This is a genomic window from Myroides sp. WP-1, assembly GCF_014145635.1.
Lineage (GTDB): Bacteria > Bacteroidota > Bacteroidia > Flavobacteriales > Flavobacteriaceae > Flavobacterium.
In genome coordinates this window covers 42,369-57,458 of the sequence record NZ_JACHTC010000020.1, presented here as the reverse complement: position 1 = coordinate 57,458, position 15,090 = coordinate 42,369, and the positions used below count along the sequence as shown (strand labels likewise).

Sequence of the window (15,090 nt, the reverse complement as noted above, 5' to 3'; positions counted from 1 at the left end):
ATAGCAAACTTTATCCATTCAGAGTGAGAGAAAGGGGGACATTGTCTCTCTTTCCTCTCTGAAAAATAAATGTTTTTATTGCTTATTATCCGCACCCAAAAAGTTGCATTTATAAGTTGAATTCAAGTTTTGGTTTAAAAATTAAATCTACATTTTTCTAAACTGTTTGACAATCTTATCTCTATCTGAGAATTTTAATTTATCAAACTCGTACACCATTAAATCTAAAGACTTTGCATCTTCTAAATAGCTTAAGTGTTGTCTGAAGAATGCGTCGCTACTTGAAATACTACTGATCGACGTTGCTCCGTAGCTTTTATACTCAAATTTCTTTCCTGTGACAAGCTCGATGTCAAATCGACAATTTACACCTATTTTGTCTATTTCTCCTTCAAATACTCCATCAAATTTCCTAACACTAGTAGCCGTTATCTCTGGTGTTTCTCTAATCTTTCTCAGCATAAAAGTAGCGCCTTCTACAGCGTAATTAGGATCTCCATTTATCTTTTTACACGCCTTAATCGAATCTACTAACTTTTCTCCAATGTAAAGATAAAAGCAGTACCTTCCATGGCATAATCAAAATAGCCGTAGCACCTTCTCGAAGGTCTTTGTTCTTGAATGCCGTAAATGGATGTTCAAGTTTAAAGATGTTATGAAATTCGTATCTGGCCTAAAACAAGAACAGCTCCACGAGGGAGCTGTTCTTTTATTCTTTTTCAAAGATATGAAGTGTATTATCTTGAGTATGAACGAAAATTCGATCATCACCTACTTTGATACTGCTAACTCCTCCATTCTTTGGCTCAAATTCATACTTAAAAAGGAGCTCTTTTGTATTAAAATCCAAAACACCAAACTTGGCTTTATCATCTCCTAACGTTTGTTTAAAATAAAATACCCCATCTCTTACAACACTTCTGTGATCATGTATATTATCAAAACCTTGTTTCTTTACTAACTCGTTGACATCCCATTTTTCTATTTCTAATGTTTTTGAATCTATTCTACACAAAATATTTTCATAGTCAGAAGTATAAATAAAATTTTCATCTTGAAATAGTGGACGAGAAAAACCTCTATATTTATGTAATACGACACCTGTTTGCACATCCAAACAAAATAATCCACCATTACTACTACCAGCAATATTGAAGAATAACTTATCATCTATATTGATTATCTTATCGTATAAAAATGCTTCATCAGATTCCATGAGATCTAAAAAAGAATGTTGCCACAGAACCTTATTTTTAAAATTAAAGAGCGCAATCTCTCCTTTGCTTATACTAATAAACAAATCATCATTAATTACTAAGTAAATCCCGTTTAATCCTAAATCTGAATTGTAATTTTCAATAATATTAAAATCTGATTTAGATATTTTTGCATATAGCGAATTCTTAAAATCCCTATTTAAATAAATTTTCGGATATATAAATGCCTCTGTCGAAAAATTCTTAATATATCTTGAAGAACTAGCAATAAAATCAATAGTCTTAACGGGTATATTATCATAATTATAAATTGTTGTATTACCTGTGATTAAATTAGCAACCCAAGCATTACCACTTAATGTAAATGTAACAAGAGAATTTAAAAGACAATCATACTCTTTTATAGTATATTCATCATCAATTAAAATAACATTACTCTCATTATTTATATATATATATTTATTAAAATCATTTATCATAAAGGAAGAAGCCTTTACATCTTTTTTTTTATAAACTAATCTAAACATTACTTAAAAATTTTATTATAATTAATACCTTCAGAAAAATACCCAATGACTGTATTTGATAAATCATCTTTATCATCTATTATTTTATCGAAATTTGTACCGAACAGCTGATTAATCTTTTCAGTTCCTAAATTTTCAAGATAATACTTATTTTCCTTTAACAAACTGACTAACTTTTCTTTATTCATTTCTGTACCTTCCATTCTCCATTGAATTTGATCTAAAGAATTTGCATTAAACAAATCTCTTTCTATAAATTGTTCTTTGATAGTAGAGCTTGAAATACTTCCTGGACCTGATTTGTATTCTACCATAATATCTATATTAGGCTCTTTACACTTGATACAGAGAATATCTATATAACTATTTCCAGTTGTAGATCTTGCATTTGGTATAGCATGTTCAAATTTGATTTTCTTTCCAACAAATATACTTCCATTCATATTCAAATCACGAATCATCCAATGTACACCTTGCTTATAATTATTTCCAACTTGATCAGTTCTTTTAAAAACATTGACAATTTTATCAAAATTTTCTAAACTTGTACTTGAATTTGTTGCAATAAATTTCCCAAAGTTATTAAAGTCATCTAAAACTTCAGCATAAGATGCAGAACGAGTAGAGGTACTATAACCTTGAAAACTACCTATTATATCATCTGTTAGTCCCATTTTGTTAAATGAAGGATTATTTTTTTAAACTAATAAAAGCTTCTAATGATGTCGCATCTTTCTTCAATTCAGCATGATATTTTCCTACATTCTTCCACGCATTAGCAAACTCGTCTATTTTAACCGTATGTCTTGTAAAAAGATTAGTCAATTCTACAGAAGAATTAATATCTGCTTTCAAAGTATTTTTTTCAGCTATAGAAAGATTTGACAAATTATCTATTCTTGATATTAATTGCTGAAGATTAGTTGAAGCTTTACTTAACTGTGTACGAACAAGTTCTCCATCTATAGACTTGCTCTCTCTTTTAACCTCTGCTAAGACTTTATCTGTTAATTGTTTGTCTGAACCATAGAATACTGATGCCACATGCACTTACCTTGCCTGAATATCCTTAATTCGTTTGGTTTCTAAGACAAAACCTTCTACATTATCTGCTTTCTTAGCTACAATACCAAAAAGATGACTCGCATCTTCACCGGCTTTTAGTCCACCTTTTACATAAGCGGCTCCTACAAAAGGTACTGACGCTGAAGCGGTATAAATAAGAGTATTTCCTAAATCTCGTCTGACAATACCTGCATAAGCTACACCTAGTATATCCCCAGCGATATCTATACCAGGTAAAATTCCTAATCCATCTGCAACTCCATAAACCACATCATCCACAACTAAGAGTCGGTCAAATCCGTAGAAATGCTGGTTGCGATTTAATTTTAATCCACTTGAATCAAATGACAACTCCACTTTATTTCCCCATGCCCACTGCATCTTCGATTTCTCCCACAACTCATTAGTTAAATCGATTTTATCAAAATAAGGTTTTCTAAACTTACCAAAATCTTCTGTACTAATAGCTTCCCAGTTGTCTGATTTTTCTAATCCCTCCTCTGATTCTTCAACCGTTGCATATTTAAACCTAACTGCATCTGTATCTGATTTATAATCCTGACACAAACTCCAATTATTTTGTTAATTTGGAACTTTATTCCATTTTTCATTTAATGCTTTTATCTCTGTGTATGCTTTAGACTCATAGAAGTTTAATGTCTTTATATATTTATAACCTTCTATATTCTCATAACGATTTTGAACACTTATCCACTTATTAGTTGAAAATAGATGTTCGAGTTTAAAGGCACCTTGAAATTCGTATCTGACCTAAATAACAACAGCTCCACAAGGGAGCTGTTTACTTATTCTTTTTCGAAGATATAAAGGACTTTCTCATTGGTTAAAACTCCTAATTTATCATCATTCCCATCAATCTTCTTTATCCTTGATTGATACCCTATTCCATTGTCTTCAAACGCATGAAACCAATCAACTTGTTTTGTATTGCGGTTTAAGGCACCCACTTTTATATCACTATTACTTGCGAAATAAATATGACTATCGGTCAACACAAAATCTACTCTATCATTGCGTATTTTTTGTGGTACTAATTCGTTTGTTAAGTCTAGTAAAGTAATCGCTCCGTTTCTTGGATCTATCTCCCAATAAAACTCCCACATAAAACCAACGAGCTTCTTGTTTTTCTCATCTACTGCGGTTGCCTCTGGCAGTGGAATAGCTGATGGAAGCCAATCACACTTAAAATTAGCAATGCGATCTATTCGATGCATTAGTTGTCCTGTTTTTACATCTAAGGCGATGATCGTATGATGATTTAAGGCAATCCACAACTTATCTTCTAAAACACCTATGAACTTCTTTACCTCCCAAGCTGCTGCTTTATTATAAATATCGTTATGTGGATTATTGGCAATAGAAGATAAGTCGAATTGCCAATTTAGAGCTGATGTAGAAACATTATATGATAAAACTACCTGATGATTACCAACAATTAAAATATCATCTGAATATGTTATTAAGTTATACTCTGTTCCTTTTAAAATTACATCAGCGCTTGTTTGAAAATCACTATTTAATTTCAAAATATCTTTTTTGTAATGACCTCTTGAAATACGAAGAGGTACTGATTCAGCTAAGTAAATACTATTATGAAACCCTTTCTTTAAAAAAAAGTCACTTTTTACAATAGAGCTATCAAAATAATAACATCCACTTTCATTATCAAAAATTTGAAATAAATTGTGCTGTATTTTATACAAACTTGATCCATCAACATTTTTACACAATATTTCTTTATTAAAATAGACTACATCATTCAAATCACTTAAAACAAAACTATTCTTAAAACTCAATATGTTTTTAATGTTACCTTGTTTACTTATTAAATTAAATTTCATTATTCAGCTCTTATAAATTTAAATATTTCAGATTTAGGATCTTTTACTAAATCTATAAAGTCTAATCTTGCATTCTCTTTAGTAACACTATTACCAAATAATTTTTTTCTAAATTCTTTGGTATTCCAAATAACACTAAAAACATCAGGAGCATTCTCCTCATACATTTTTCTAAACTGTTTGACAATCTTATCTCTATCTGAGAATTTCAACTTATCAAACTCATACACCATTAAATCTAAAGACCTTGCATCTTCTAAATAGCTTAAGTGTTGTCTGAAGAAGGCGTCACTACTTGAAATACTGCTGATCGACGTTGCTCCGTAGCTTTTATACTCAAATTTCTTTCCTGTGACAAGCTCGATGTCAAATCGACAATTTACACCTATTTCAGGTAATTTCTTAACTAGGCGAACTCCTATACTACGAGTAACTAAATCAGAATGTTCTTTTTTTTATCTACTTTCCTATTCTGCTTGTTCTAAAGCTTTTATAACATTTTCATCTATAATCTCTTTTCCATCTTTTAACAACAATGCATCTAAATAGTTTGCTAAATCTAATAAAGTTAATAGATGTTTTTTATTAATTGGTTTCTGAAAAGTTGTAGTTATTATTCCTAAATCTTTGTGGAATTCAAATACAATTTCATACCAACCTTTTTTGACATTAAATTCGGCAAAAGCTTTGCTTTTATATGAATTTAATATACCTTCTCTTGCCCATTCAGGAATTTTAGCTATATTATTTCTTCTATAAATGCCATCTGGAGTATCATCTTCCCAAATAAAATAATCTTGATGTTTATCAATATAATCCACCCATTTTTCATATGATAGTTTATTATGAACAAACCTTGCTTGTTCAAAAGTTTCCTTTGATATACAAGGATCTTTAATGTTATTTATTTTCATAATTATTATTTCAAATAATCTTCTAGTACATTAATTTCATATTTTACGTTTTGATTGTAATTAGATAATTTTTCTAACCATTCTTTTTTAAATTGCGGTGTCAAATTTTCTTTAGGAACGTAAATATGTAATTCAGTTTTATTATAAAAAAGTGTTTTACCGTTCCAAGTTATACCTTTTCCTGAACCAGCCCCAATTGAATTTGCAATAATGTCAATATTATTTTTATTTGCTCGTAACCAATCCTCTACATTTTTTGTTATAGTTGTTTTCATTGATATGGATGTTCCTGCGTAAATGTCATTCCCTACTATTGTAAAATCCTTATAAAAGTCCACGCCTTTAAAATTATCTGCAATCTCACTTGTATGTGCCCATCCATCAGCTTTTTTATATCTATAAACTCCCATTAAGTCTTCAAAAAAACTACCTCGAGTAAAAACATCTGGGTATTTTACCTGCCAATGATTATTTATTATTTCTAACTTATCTTGTAAACCTTTGGTAATAAATTCTTCAAGCTTTTCTCTAGAATTTTTACCTATCTGTTTCCCAACATCTGAAACACCCTCTGCTAATTTACCACTTTTTGTAATTACCCCAATCCCTACTGCTGTTGTAACTGCTTGCATGGCATCTCTTCCTAATGCATGCTGAGCGATATAGGGCTTTTCTACATGATTAGCATATTGATATTATTGGATATTTCGGTTCGATTTCTACCAGTGATTTCTGTCAAACTGTGGCACCCTCTCGAAGGCCTTTGCTCTTGAATGCGGTAAATGGATGCTCAAGTTTAAAGGGAGGTGATTTTGTATCTGACTTGAAACAAGAACAGCTCCACGAGGGAGCTGTTGTTCTATCTTACAAAAGATCGTCCAATCGATGAATAATTAAATTTCCTTTGGCATCTAAAATCGTAAATAATTCGTCATTAACTTGGGGGATTTCATAAAAATAACCACCCTCTTCAATCATTTCCCCTTGAAATACGATTGTCTCTGTTTCCATATCGAAAATACCGTAAACATTTGGACTAAAAGACTGATCCTTATTTCCGGTAAAATATAAATAATTATCTTTTTCTTTAAATAAAACATATCGTATGATAAGTTCATTTTCATTAGTTATTTGTTTATCAATTGTAAATATTCCTTGTTCCAAACTATACTGGGCATAAATATTATAATGCAGAATAAAAATAATACCTTGTTGATAAAGAAAGATCCCTTCTGGAATCGAAGCAAAATAAAAAGCTTCAAGCTCTTCCAATACTCTCCCAGTATGCAAATCTAATTTCCACAAACGACTATCAGGCAATTGCAACCACAAACAATCCTTATAAATACCCAACACTTTTTTTATGTTTGTGAGCCCAGTATAACCATAAGGTTTTTCAACTTCTGGCTGGGGGATTGTCCATACTATCTCACCTTTATTTACATCTATTAACTTAAAATCAGCTTCAGTATCATTTACCCAATACTGTGCTTGAACATGGAAAATACGATTAGGCAACCATTGCCTTAAAGTAATCTTTTTTTGAGTAAAATTATAAAGGTTGTAAAGTCTTTCACTATTAGAGACTATACCATAATCATTGGTAATACTGTATGATTTAACATCTAAAAACTCGTTCTTCTTTATTCTATAGACTTTACTATCAATACCAAATAACAAGTAATTTACATCATCAGTAAAATGAAAAAAATCTTCAAAAACTTTTGTTTCTTCTATATTATCTTGATGGTAATTGATAACTATATATCTACTATCTGACTTGATATCTACTCCTGCATTTATACGAATAAATGAATTACTAATTCTATAAGAGATTACGTCATTTAAAATTTTCATATTATTTTGCTTTAAATCTTTTTATAAATGAGCTATTTACATTTATATTTCCAGTATCATCTATTCCTTCTCTAATTAAAAAATTTCTGATTTTTTCATCTTTAAAAAACTCCTCCGCATTGTCTTTAATCAGCTTAACAATCTTTTCTTTGACAAATTTATCTGGATCTACAACACCGTCTTTTAGTAGTTTTTGTGCGTCAAATATTTGTTCAAAGTTATCGGATACATATAGGCATTCCAACTCCCTATTCCGCTCGTTCTAAAGATTTTATAACATTTTCATCTATAATCTCTTTTCCATCTTTTAATAACAATGCATCTAAATAGTTTGCCATTTCTAAAAATAACTTCAAATCTTCTATTTTAGGCGTATTAACAAATTGAATTGAAATCCAATTTAAATCTTCATAAAATGCCACACTAACATCATATATTTGAGTAAATTCATTGTATTTTGAAAAGCAAACTGCTTTATTTAATCTTGCTAAAACCCGATGTTTGAAATTTTGTGGTACGTTTTCTAAATTAGATAATATCTTTTGTCCTTCTTCCGTATTCTCATTCCAAACAAAATAATCATGATACTTTTCAATAAATTCAATCCAATTATTGTAATTCAACACTTCTAATTTTGTATTTGCATTCAATATTTTGCTTTTTGCTATATTAAAATTTAAATTCATTTTTAATTTCATAAAATATTAATTTATAAAGTCTTCAATTGCCTTAATTTCAAATTTAATATCAGGATATTCAGCATTTAATTTATTCATCCAATTTGTTTTTAATTCCGACGTTATATTAGTCTTTTGCATGAAAATATGAATTTCAGCACTATTAATATACATTGTTAATTTATTATTAGGATCAATCATACCTTTACTACTTTTTCCTTCTCTTAAAAACTTAATATTATCTTGAATAGACTTGTACTTTAACCATTCATTTACATCAGTCTTGATTGTTGTTTTCATAGAAACTACTATATCCGCAAATATATCCTTACCTTGGCGCGTTCCTTTATAAAAATCTACTCCTTTTACATTGAATGAGATATCACCAGTATGATACCATCCATCAGCTTTTTTATATCTATAAACTCCCATTAAGTCTTCAAAAAAACTACCTCGAGTAAAAACATCTGGGTATTTTACCTGCCAATGATTATTTATTATTTCTAACTTATCTTGTAAACTTTTGGTAATAAATTCTTCAAGCTTCTCTCTAGAATTTTTACCTATCTGCTTTCCAACATCAGAAACACCCTCTGCTAACTTACCACTTTTTGTAATTACCCCAATCCCTACTGCTGCGGTAACTGCTTGCATGGCATCTCTTCCTAATGCATGCTGAGCGATATAGGGCTTTTCTACATGATTAGCATATTGATATTATTGGATATTTCGGTTCGATTTCTACCAGTGATTTCTGTCAAACTGTAGCACCCTCTCGAAGGCCTTTGCTCTTGAATGACATAAACAGATATTCGAGTTTAAAGGGAGGGAATTTCGTCTCTTACTTAAAACAAGAACAGCTCCACAAGGGAGCTGATTCTATACTTATACATTATATACAGGTTCTGTTTTATCCAAGATCTCTTTTAACTCCTTTGCTGCATGGTAATATCTTCGCGTATCTATACTTTCAGCTCGTTTGTCTAAAATCATTTTTCTTCTTGCCACAAACTCATCCATATACTCTTGATAATTTTCATCATTACACAACCTTAATATTGCAGCCTTTTTAAATTGCCAAAACTGACCAAGGATATCATGAAGTTCTTCACGACCTTCTTTGTCTTTTATAAACTCGTAAAGCACATTTAGGTTGTTCCACTTTTCATAAAAAGGAAATGCCTGATTTTTATAAAACATAACTAAATTTTCATTAATTGCATCTAAAGAGTTTGAGGACACCATATCCAAATTGTACATCAGATTAGTTGACTCTTCAATTAAAAAAGAAGCTCTATCAATAAAATAATAATCTTTTCCTACGATATCTGCGTTAATAATTACTTTAGAAATAATTTCTTCCAACTCTTGAAATACTATATATCTATCAAATCCTTGGAAGTAAATATCCCCATTTCTTTCTTCTATATAATAGTAAAGGATTAACAATACTCCTGAATTATTTTTTATAAGGTTTGTTCCTTGTCTAAAAGCATCTCCCCCTGTAAGAAATTCTATATTATTCTTTTGTAAAAAGTCCTTTAAACTATATAATATACTTTCATTGAAATCTTTATGTTTCATTCTTAAAATTGTTTAATTGGTGGCACCTTAATATTTTCCCCATCACTTATTACCTTGTAGACATCTTCTCGATAAATTCTAATCTTTTCAGTTTTCTTTACAGGAGAATTGATAGATAAATTAACACTCCTCACCTCAAATTCAATAAACGCTTTAGTCTTATCATCTCTAAAAATATGAATCAATTCACTCTTTTGATTGTCTGTCCATGGTGAATCACTACTTAACTTACTATCGCTAATAACTGCGCGATAGTAATCTACCTCTTCAATTTCGTCAAATACTTTTTTTACAAACAAATCATCTGCAATAATCTTTTTACCATTAGGCCCTACACGCAACAGATGTATCTGATCTAAGTGAGTAAAGCCATCTGCTATTAAATCTGCAAAAGGTGGATTTATTGTCTTAATCTGTGAAGTTACTAAAGTCTCAAAAGCTCTTCCTCTTCCTACCACTTCTTTGAAGAATTGACTTTTACCTATGCGATCTACTACAGCATTTAATACTTCATCACTCTGTGTCTGTTTTATAATATCCCAAGCATCAATAGGATTATCTATAATTGCTTCTACAGCATCAAACAGTTCTTTATGCTTTAACTCTTCAGCTAAATTACCATATTTTTTTTGATCTGATAAATAGTGATTTAATGTCTGTAACTTCTCATCTGTCCATATCTTATTATTATCTAATCTACGCAATACATCATCTGATAAACCACTGCCACGCAAGCTTTCTTTTACATAACTTAATAACTCTTTACCTTTTAAGAGTTTCACAGCATCATTATGCTTTAAACCTTCTACTATTTCTTTCTTCTTGATATAATTTTTAAGATCTGCAAGAACACTTGTTTCAAATTCTTTCGTCAGTTGTTGATTTGGTCCTAAATAAACTGATGTTAGCTGTAATTCCGCTGATTTTATATCCTCCACATGAGCTAATCGAAGCACAAACCCTTCTGCATTATCTGCTTTTGTAGCAATTACGCCTATTCGTTTAGTGGCATCTTCACCTATTTTTACTCCTGCTTTAATATACGTCGCTCCAACTAATGGAATTGTCAAAGAGGATATATATACACTTGTTTCGAAATAATTACCTCTTGCTGCTGAATATAATACTCCGAAGGCATCTGCAAAGGCATCTGCAACTGGAATCATTCCTACTACATCTGTTACTCCATAAACAACATCATCCACAAGTTTAGCGCGACTAAATCCATAAAAATGCTGATCTTTTAATAGTGTTCCATTCAGTTGCCAACCAATTTTCACCTTAGCTCCCCATGTCCATGATTCTTTACTATCTACCCATAACTGATCCGTTAAAGACTTATTATCAAAATATGGTTCTCTAAATTTACCTAAATCTTCTGTACTTATTTCATGCCATAAATTGACATTTTCTAATCCTTTAGATGTCTTTTCTAAAGAAAGGTATCTTTCTAAATCTACAGCACGCTCTTCTTCATACTTTTGATAGTAAATATCACCAAACCCTTCATAATTACTCCATATTTTATCAAGCTCTTTTAATTTGACTAAACCATTTGATTCATAAAATTCAAGATTCTTTATAAAAGGATATCCTTTTACTTTCTGAGTTGTAGGGAAAGTAACTTCCAAAATAGTCTCATCTGCAAAGCGATAATACCTATGCACAAATAAAGGTTTTTCTATTTGCGCGTAAATTTTATATAAATTCTTATTCCATGACTGTTGTGTATCAATACTCACATCATTATATGATACAACATCCCCATCATCTACCTGCCCAAATCCAAGCTTAACACATACATCTTTTAAATTCAACGTCTTTCCATAAGGCACTATCATTAGTAAAGTCTTCTTTGCTAACTGTGCTTCTGCTACAATTTCTGAAGCAGCCTTACTAAGTGCTTCAACGGTATAAAATGCCGCTATATCTTTCTGTAAAAACACAACACTCACATAGACATCTGGACGATAGTAACTCAATAGATGTAGTCTATCTTCTATGAGTTCTAACTCGTCTAAAGGTGCTCCTGTCTTATCCCCTACCAGTTGAATGTGATTAAAGATTCCTAAGCTTCTATCTTCACTGTTTATATTCTTTCTATCATTAAATCCTTTAATTAAAGCTTCTTTTATCACCTCTTTGTCTGTACTTGACATATCATTAAAATACAAGAACCCTTTACAGGAAGATTCAGTCATTTGACCTGCTTCACTATTTTCATCTTTCCCTTTTGAATACGTATGCTTTGATCTACAAGTTGATACTCCTGCTTTTCTAACTGCATCAGCAAAGCGCTCTTTGGCAAACGCATCAAAGTTCTCCTCAAAGAACACTTCTAAATCAGCAGGTAAATTACCAAGTCCTTTTAACTCTTTATAATACACAAACATAAAAGCTAACTTACAATCACCAATTTCTTTATGTAAGGTAATTACATCCTCGTTTTTAAATGTATCTTCAATAACAATAGATGTATTTGCTTTATCTTCTTGAAGTGATATATAAGTACTTGTTTTATAATCCCACTTATACTGAACTCCAGCTTTAGTAATAAAACCTGGTAGTGTCCCTACTGGTACTTTTAATTCTGGAGCGAAGTACACTGTTTTTACACCATCTGCTATTTTAACACGTTTCCCATTTGGAGCAATGTCAAATGCTCCACCTAAGGCCCCATCCCCTTTCTTCTGAACCACAGTTTTCAGGCTAAACTTGCGCAAATTCATTTGTTTCCAATCTACTTGGTTGAAATCAGTAACAGGAGGTAAATCCATGATACTATTTGCCTGTCCAGGTGTCGTATTGTATTGGGTAAATGGGTGTTGAAGTTCAAAAGCACCGTGGCCCAACTCATGCGTGGCGGTTAACGTCATCGAAGCTACTCCAGCTGGATCGGAAACAAAGCCAAACTGACTTTGAATAGGCATACGTCCATTTAATCCACCAGCTTGATCGGTAACAAAGAGGTAGAAGGCGGCTTCTTGATCGTGATCGTTAAAGTAGTCTTCAATAAATCGCTGTTCCGAAGGTGTATAACTACTCAATGCCTTTTTATCATCCTTAGATACTTCACTCACCTCTAAACGTCCAGATAAATAAGGAGCTAAAACCTCGCCTTCTACCGTTACACCTGCGCGTTTATATTGAGCTTGTAGCGCTGTCAATAGCGCCTTTCCGTCAACTGAAGAAGACGTTGGTACAATACGCAACGGCAGCGTAATAGCATTCAGGTGAATCAATTGCATCGCTCCTGCCACCACATACTGATTCTCTCCTGCTGGCTTGAATACCGCCATAATTTGATCTTCAGCGTATTTAAAACTGCCCTTAACTGTCAATTCATATTTGTGTTCGGAAATCTTCGTAAAAGCTACAGCTGCTCCTGCAGACGTTTTAAAGTCTAAGGAATCCAAAGCAATAGCTGCTCCTTTAAATTCAATGCGAGCGACTACCTTATCCTCTTGACCGTTTTCAACGGCCTTATAAGGTAAATATTCTCCTTTGACCTGTTTGTATAATTTGCCGTATTTCGAAGAAGAGGAAGCCCCACTAGCGTCGTCAAATGCATACTGAGCTGTACTTGCATTTTCAAAGTAAATACGCACACCTTGAGCAGTAAACTCCGTTACCTCTCCTTCTTTTCCTATTCCCTTGGTATTCTCAGCAGTTGGAATACCCGATGTTGCTTTTTCACCTGTTGGCGAGGTAATGGATTCTTTTCCATCAAAATCGGAACCAATCGTCCAGACATTACCCTCCTTATCAACAATGGTGTAGTCCTTGTTTTTATCTAAAATAAGTTCTTCTCCCTCCGTTCCAATCAGCTTAGGATTGCCCTGTGAATCGGTGGTAATCTCTTCAATTACAAAGTCAACCTCTTGGTGTACTTCTTCTTTTTGATTGAGTTCATTTGTATTTTTTACATTTTCCCAATTCTTGTCATAGGCCGTTTCAACCACGCCATGAATCAATTGGTAATCGGTATTGATTTGTATGTTTTTGAATTCCACCGCCAACGTAATACCTAAATAAGGCACATAAATAGAGCCCACTCCTGTATAAACCGTAGATCCTGTTCCTTCTAACCCTAGTATTTTTACGGTAAAATCTCCCGCATAAAAGGATTCATTCACCACCAAATTAGTCATCGGTTGACGGTTGGTAATTTGTGTATCGGCTTTTAATCCACAGCTAAATCCCTTCTCTTGGTCGTTTGTCTTGTTCAGTGTAAACTCCACCGTTGGGCTATAAGTATAGTTGGGATTGGCTGGATAAAACTCGGGTTCACAGGTTCCTCCCACTCTGAATTCATAGGTGAATCCTGGTTCTAGATCAGTGAGTATGGTTTGGTTATTCACCACATAACGGTCAAACCACTCCGCTCCTGGGATACCTGTTTTTCGATATTGTACGTGGTATTTTAAGTGATTGGGTGCACCTGCCCAAGTGAGCTGTACCGCATGACGTCCGTTGTCTTGTGCCAATAGCATCGTAGGAGCGCCACAATTCACGGCAATAGAAAAGGAGCGAATTTCGCTATATCCGTTATTTTTAAATACGGAATTTTCTGCCAACCCATTAAATGAAGTAGCCTTTACGCGCCAAGCGTATCGCTTTCCTGCCACAAGGGTGGGTTTTAGTAAATCGTACAGTAAAGTAGTAGAGCGAATTCCCTCTTCTTTATAGAGGATGGGTGCCATATCAAAGGCGTAAGAGGCCGCTAAATTAGGATCTCTTAGCTCTTTCAATTCAAACGTATAGCTCACGTTTAATGCATTGATCTGACGAGGCGTCCAACTGAACACCAAATGGGTAAAATCCGTTTGGTTCACTTGCTCTTTGTCCATGGGCAAGTTTAATATCGGTGGATCATTAAGCACCAAATACATCGAACTACAATTCTTTTGCGATAAGCGTTTGCGTGTCACGACATCATACACCTCAAAGCAAATGCTATACATCCCATCGGCTAAGGGATTTGCATAGGTATTTTGACTAATGCCTTCTAGATTGCGCAGTTGAAAATAAGGAGACAAATCGATATTTGATAAGCTCACCATATCTCCTCCTGTAATAAAGAGCGGTTGAGCGCCTTGTATCAAATCTCTACTTTGTGCTTTGATTCCATTGCCTTCTATGTACATCTTCAGATACACGGGACGATTGATCACCGTTAAGTCTGTAGTAACCAGTTGCACTTGGATGCGATTGACCGAACCATCCGTATATTCCACTAATTTATTGGTATAGGGTGGTATAACCTGTGGAATGACTTGCACGGGATACAACTGTCCTAAAATCTGACTGCTACACAAGAGCAGCACTACTATAGAGAGGTAATGAAGAATCTTTTTCATCTTATTTTATTCAGCTACTTTACTAAC

General features: G+C 32.8%; 15 protein-coding genes. All 15 read right to left on the bottom strand.

Features of this window, described 5'->3' with window-relative positions; translation table 11 throughout:
• Nucleotides 1-147: 147 nt before the first annotated feature.
• Nucleotides 148-462, bottom strand: a complete 315-nt coding sequence (locus tag H4K33_RS14405) for a hypothetical protein (RefSeq protein ID WP_182650198.1) — start codon at nucleotides 460-462, stop codon at nucleotides 148-150.
• A 247-nt stretch (nucleotides 463-709) separates the two neighbouring features.
• Nucleotides 710-1,744 carry a hypothetical protein gene (locus tag H4K33_RS14400; protein ID WP_182650196.1) on the bottom strand — a complete coding sequence of 345 codons (1,035 nt, stop codon included), beginning with the start codon at nucleotides 1,742-1,744 and terminating at the stop codon, nucleotides 710-712.
• Nucleotides 1,744-2,418 (bottom strand): hypothetical protein, encoded by a 675-nt coding sequence (locus H4K33_RS14395; RefSeq protein ID WP_182650195.1) that lies wholly within the window; start codon nucleotides 2,416-2,418, stop codon nucleotides 1,744-1,746. Before H4K33_RS14395 ends, H4K33_RS14400 begins: the two co-directional genes overlap by 1 nt.
• A gap of 16 nt (nucleotides 2,419-2,434) precedes the next feature.
• A complete protein-coding gene (locus tag H4K33_RS14390) occupies nucleotides 2,435-2,788 on the bottom strand; it encodes a hypothetical protein (protein ID WP_182650193.1) in 354 nt (117 codons plus the stop codon).
• Between the two features lie 6 nt (nucleotides 2,789-2,794).
• Nucleotides 2,795-3,376 carry a hypothetical protein gene (locus H4K33_RS14385; protein ID WP_182650191.1) on the bottom strand — a complete coding sequence of 194 codons (582 nt, stop codon included), beginning with the start codon at nucleotides 3,374-3,376 and terminating at the stop codon, nucleotides 2,795-2,797.
• Nucleotides 3,377-3,615: 239 nt separating this feature from the next.
• Nucleotides 3,616-4,671: a hypothetical protein gene (locus H4K33_RS16600; protein ID WP_255493761.1), complete on the bottom strand. Its 1,056-nt coding sequence runs from the start codon at nucleotides 4,669-4,671 to the stop codon at nucleotides 3,616-3,618.
• On the bottom strand, nucleotides 4,671-4,883 hold the full coding sequence (locus H4K33_RS14375; RefSeq protein WP_182650189.1) for a hypothetical protein: 213 nt from the start codon (nucleotides 4,881-4,883) through the stop codon (nucleotides 4,671-4,673). Before H4K33_RS14375 ends, H4K33_RS16600 begins: the two co-directional genes overlap by 1 nt.
• A 255-nt stretch (nucleotides 4,884-5,138) precedes the next feature.
• Complete coding sequence (locus H4K33_RS14370; RefSeq protein WP_182650187.1) at nucleotides 5,139-5,585, bottom strand: hypothetical protein; 447 nt, start codon at nucleotides 5,583-5,585, stop codon at nucleotides 5,139-5,141.
• A 5-nt stretch (nucleotides 5,586-5,590) separates the two neighbouring features.
• Nucleotides 5,591-6,217, bottom strand: a complete 627-nt coding sequence (locus tag H4K33_RS14365; protein ID WP_182650185.1) for a hypothetical protein — start codon at nucleotides 6,215-6,217, stop codon at nucleotides 5,591-5,593.
• Between the two features lie 232 nt (nucleotides 6,218-6,449).
• Nucleotides 6,450-7,442, bottom strand: a complete 993-nt coding sequence (locus H4K33_RS14360) for a hypothetical protein (RefSeq protein WP_182650183.1) — start codon at nucleotides 7,440-7,442, stop codon at nucleotides 6,450-6,452.
• A gap of 1 nt (nucleotide 7,443) precedes the next feature.
• Complete coding sequence (locus H4K33_RS14355; protein ID WP_182650181.1) at nucleotides 7,444-7,686, bottom strand: hypothetical protein; 243 nt, start codon at nucleotides 7,684-7,686, stop codon at nucleotides 7,444-7,446.
• Between the two features lie 4 nt (nucleotides 7,687-7,690).
• Nucleotides 7,691-8,140 (bottom strand): hypothetical protein, encoded by a 450-nt coding sequence (locus H4K33_RS14350; protein WP_182650180.1) that lies wholly within the window; start codon nucleotides 8,138-8,140, stop codon nucleotides 7,691-7,693.
• 6 nt (nucleotides 8,141-8,146) lie between these two features.
• Entirely contained in the window at nucleotides 8,147-8,773 is a 627-nt protein-coding gene (locus tag H4K33_RS14345; protein ID WP_182650177.1) for a hypothetical protein, read from the bottom strand.
• A 231-nt stretch (nucleotides 8,774-9,004) separates the two neighbouring features.
• Nucleotides 9,005-9,703, bottom strand: coding sequence for a hypothetical protein (locus H4K33_RS14340; RefSeq protein WP_255493760.1), 699 nt, complete (start codon nucleotides 9,701-9,703; stop codon nucleotides 9,005-9,007).
• Between the two features lie 2 nt (nucleotides 9,704-9,705).
• Nucleotides 9,706-15,063, bottom strand: coding sequence for a hypothetical protein (locus H4K33_RS14335; protein ID WP_182650210.1), 5,358 nt, complete (start codon nucleotides 15,061-15,063; stop codon nucleotides 9,706-9,708).
• Nucleotides 15,064-15,090: the final 27 nt, after the last annotated feature.

Excerpts from the sequence above, each read along its gene's own strand:
- H4K33_RS14340 (WP_255493760.1), bottom strand. The coding sequence starts at position 9,703 with ATGAAACATAAAGATTTCAATGAAAGTATATTATATAGTTTAAAGGAC.
- H4K33_RS16600 (WP_255493761.1), bottom strand. The coding sequence starts at position 4,671 with ATGAAATTTAATTTAATAAGTAAACAAGGTAACATTAAAAACATATTG.
- H4K33_RS14345 (WP_182650177.1), bottom strand. The coding sequence starts at position 8,773 with ATGCAAGCAGTTACCGCAGCAGTAGGGATTGGGGTAATTACAAAAAGT.
- H4K33_RS14350 (WP_182650180.1), bottom strand. The coding sequence starts at position 8,140 with ATGAAATTAAAAATGAATTTAAATTTTAATATAGCAAAAAGCAAAATA.
- H4K33_RS14360 (WP_182650183.1), bottom strand. The coding sequence starts at position 7,442 with ATGAAAATTTTAAATGACGTAATCTCTTATAGAATTAGTAATTCATTT.
- H4K33_RS14395 (WP_182650195.1), bottom strand. The coding sequence starts at position 2,418 with ATGGGACTAACAGATGATATAATAGGTAGTTTTCAAGGTTATAGTACC.
- H4K33_RS14335 (WP_182650210.1), bottom strand. The coding sequence starts at position 15,063 with ATGAAAAAGATTCTTCATTACCTCTCTATAGTAGTGCTGCTCTTGTGT.
- H4K33_RS14400 (WP_182650196.1), bottom strand. The coding sequence starts at position 1,744 with ATGTTTAGATTAGTTTATAAAAAAAAAGATGTAAAGGCTTCTTCCTTT.
- H4K33_RS14370 (WP_182650187.1), bottom strand. The coding sequence starts at position 5,585 with ATGAAAATAAATAACATTAAAGATCCTTGTATATCAAAGGAAACTTTT.
- H4K33_RS14405 (WP_182650198.1), bottom strand. The coding sequence starts at position 462 with ATGCTGAGAAAGATTAGAGAAACACCAGAGATAACGGCTACTAGTGTT.
- H4K33_RS14365 (WP_182650185.1), bottom strand. The coding sequence starts at position 6,217 with ATGCAAGCAGTTACAACAGCAGTAGGGATTGGGGTAATTACAAAAAGT.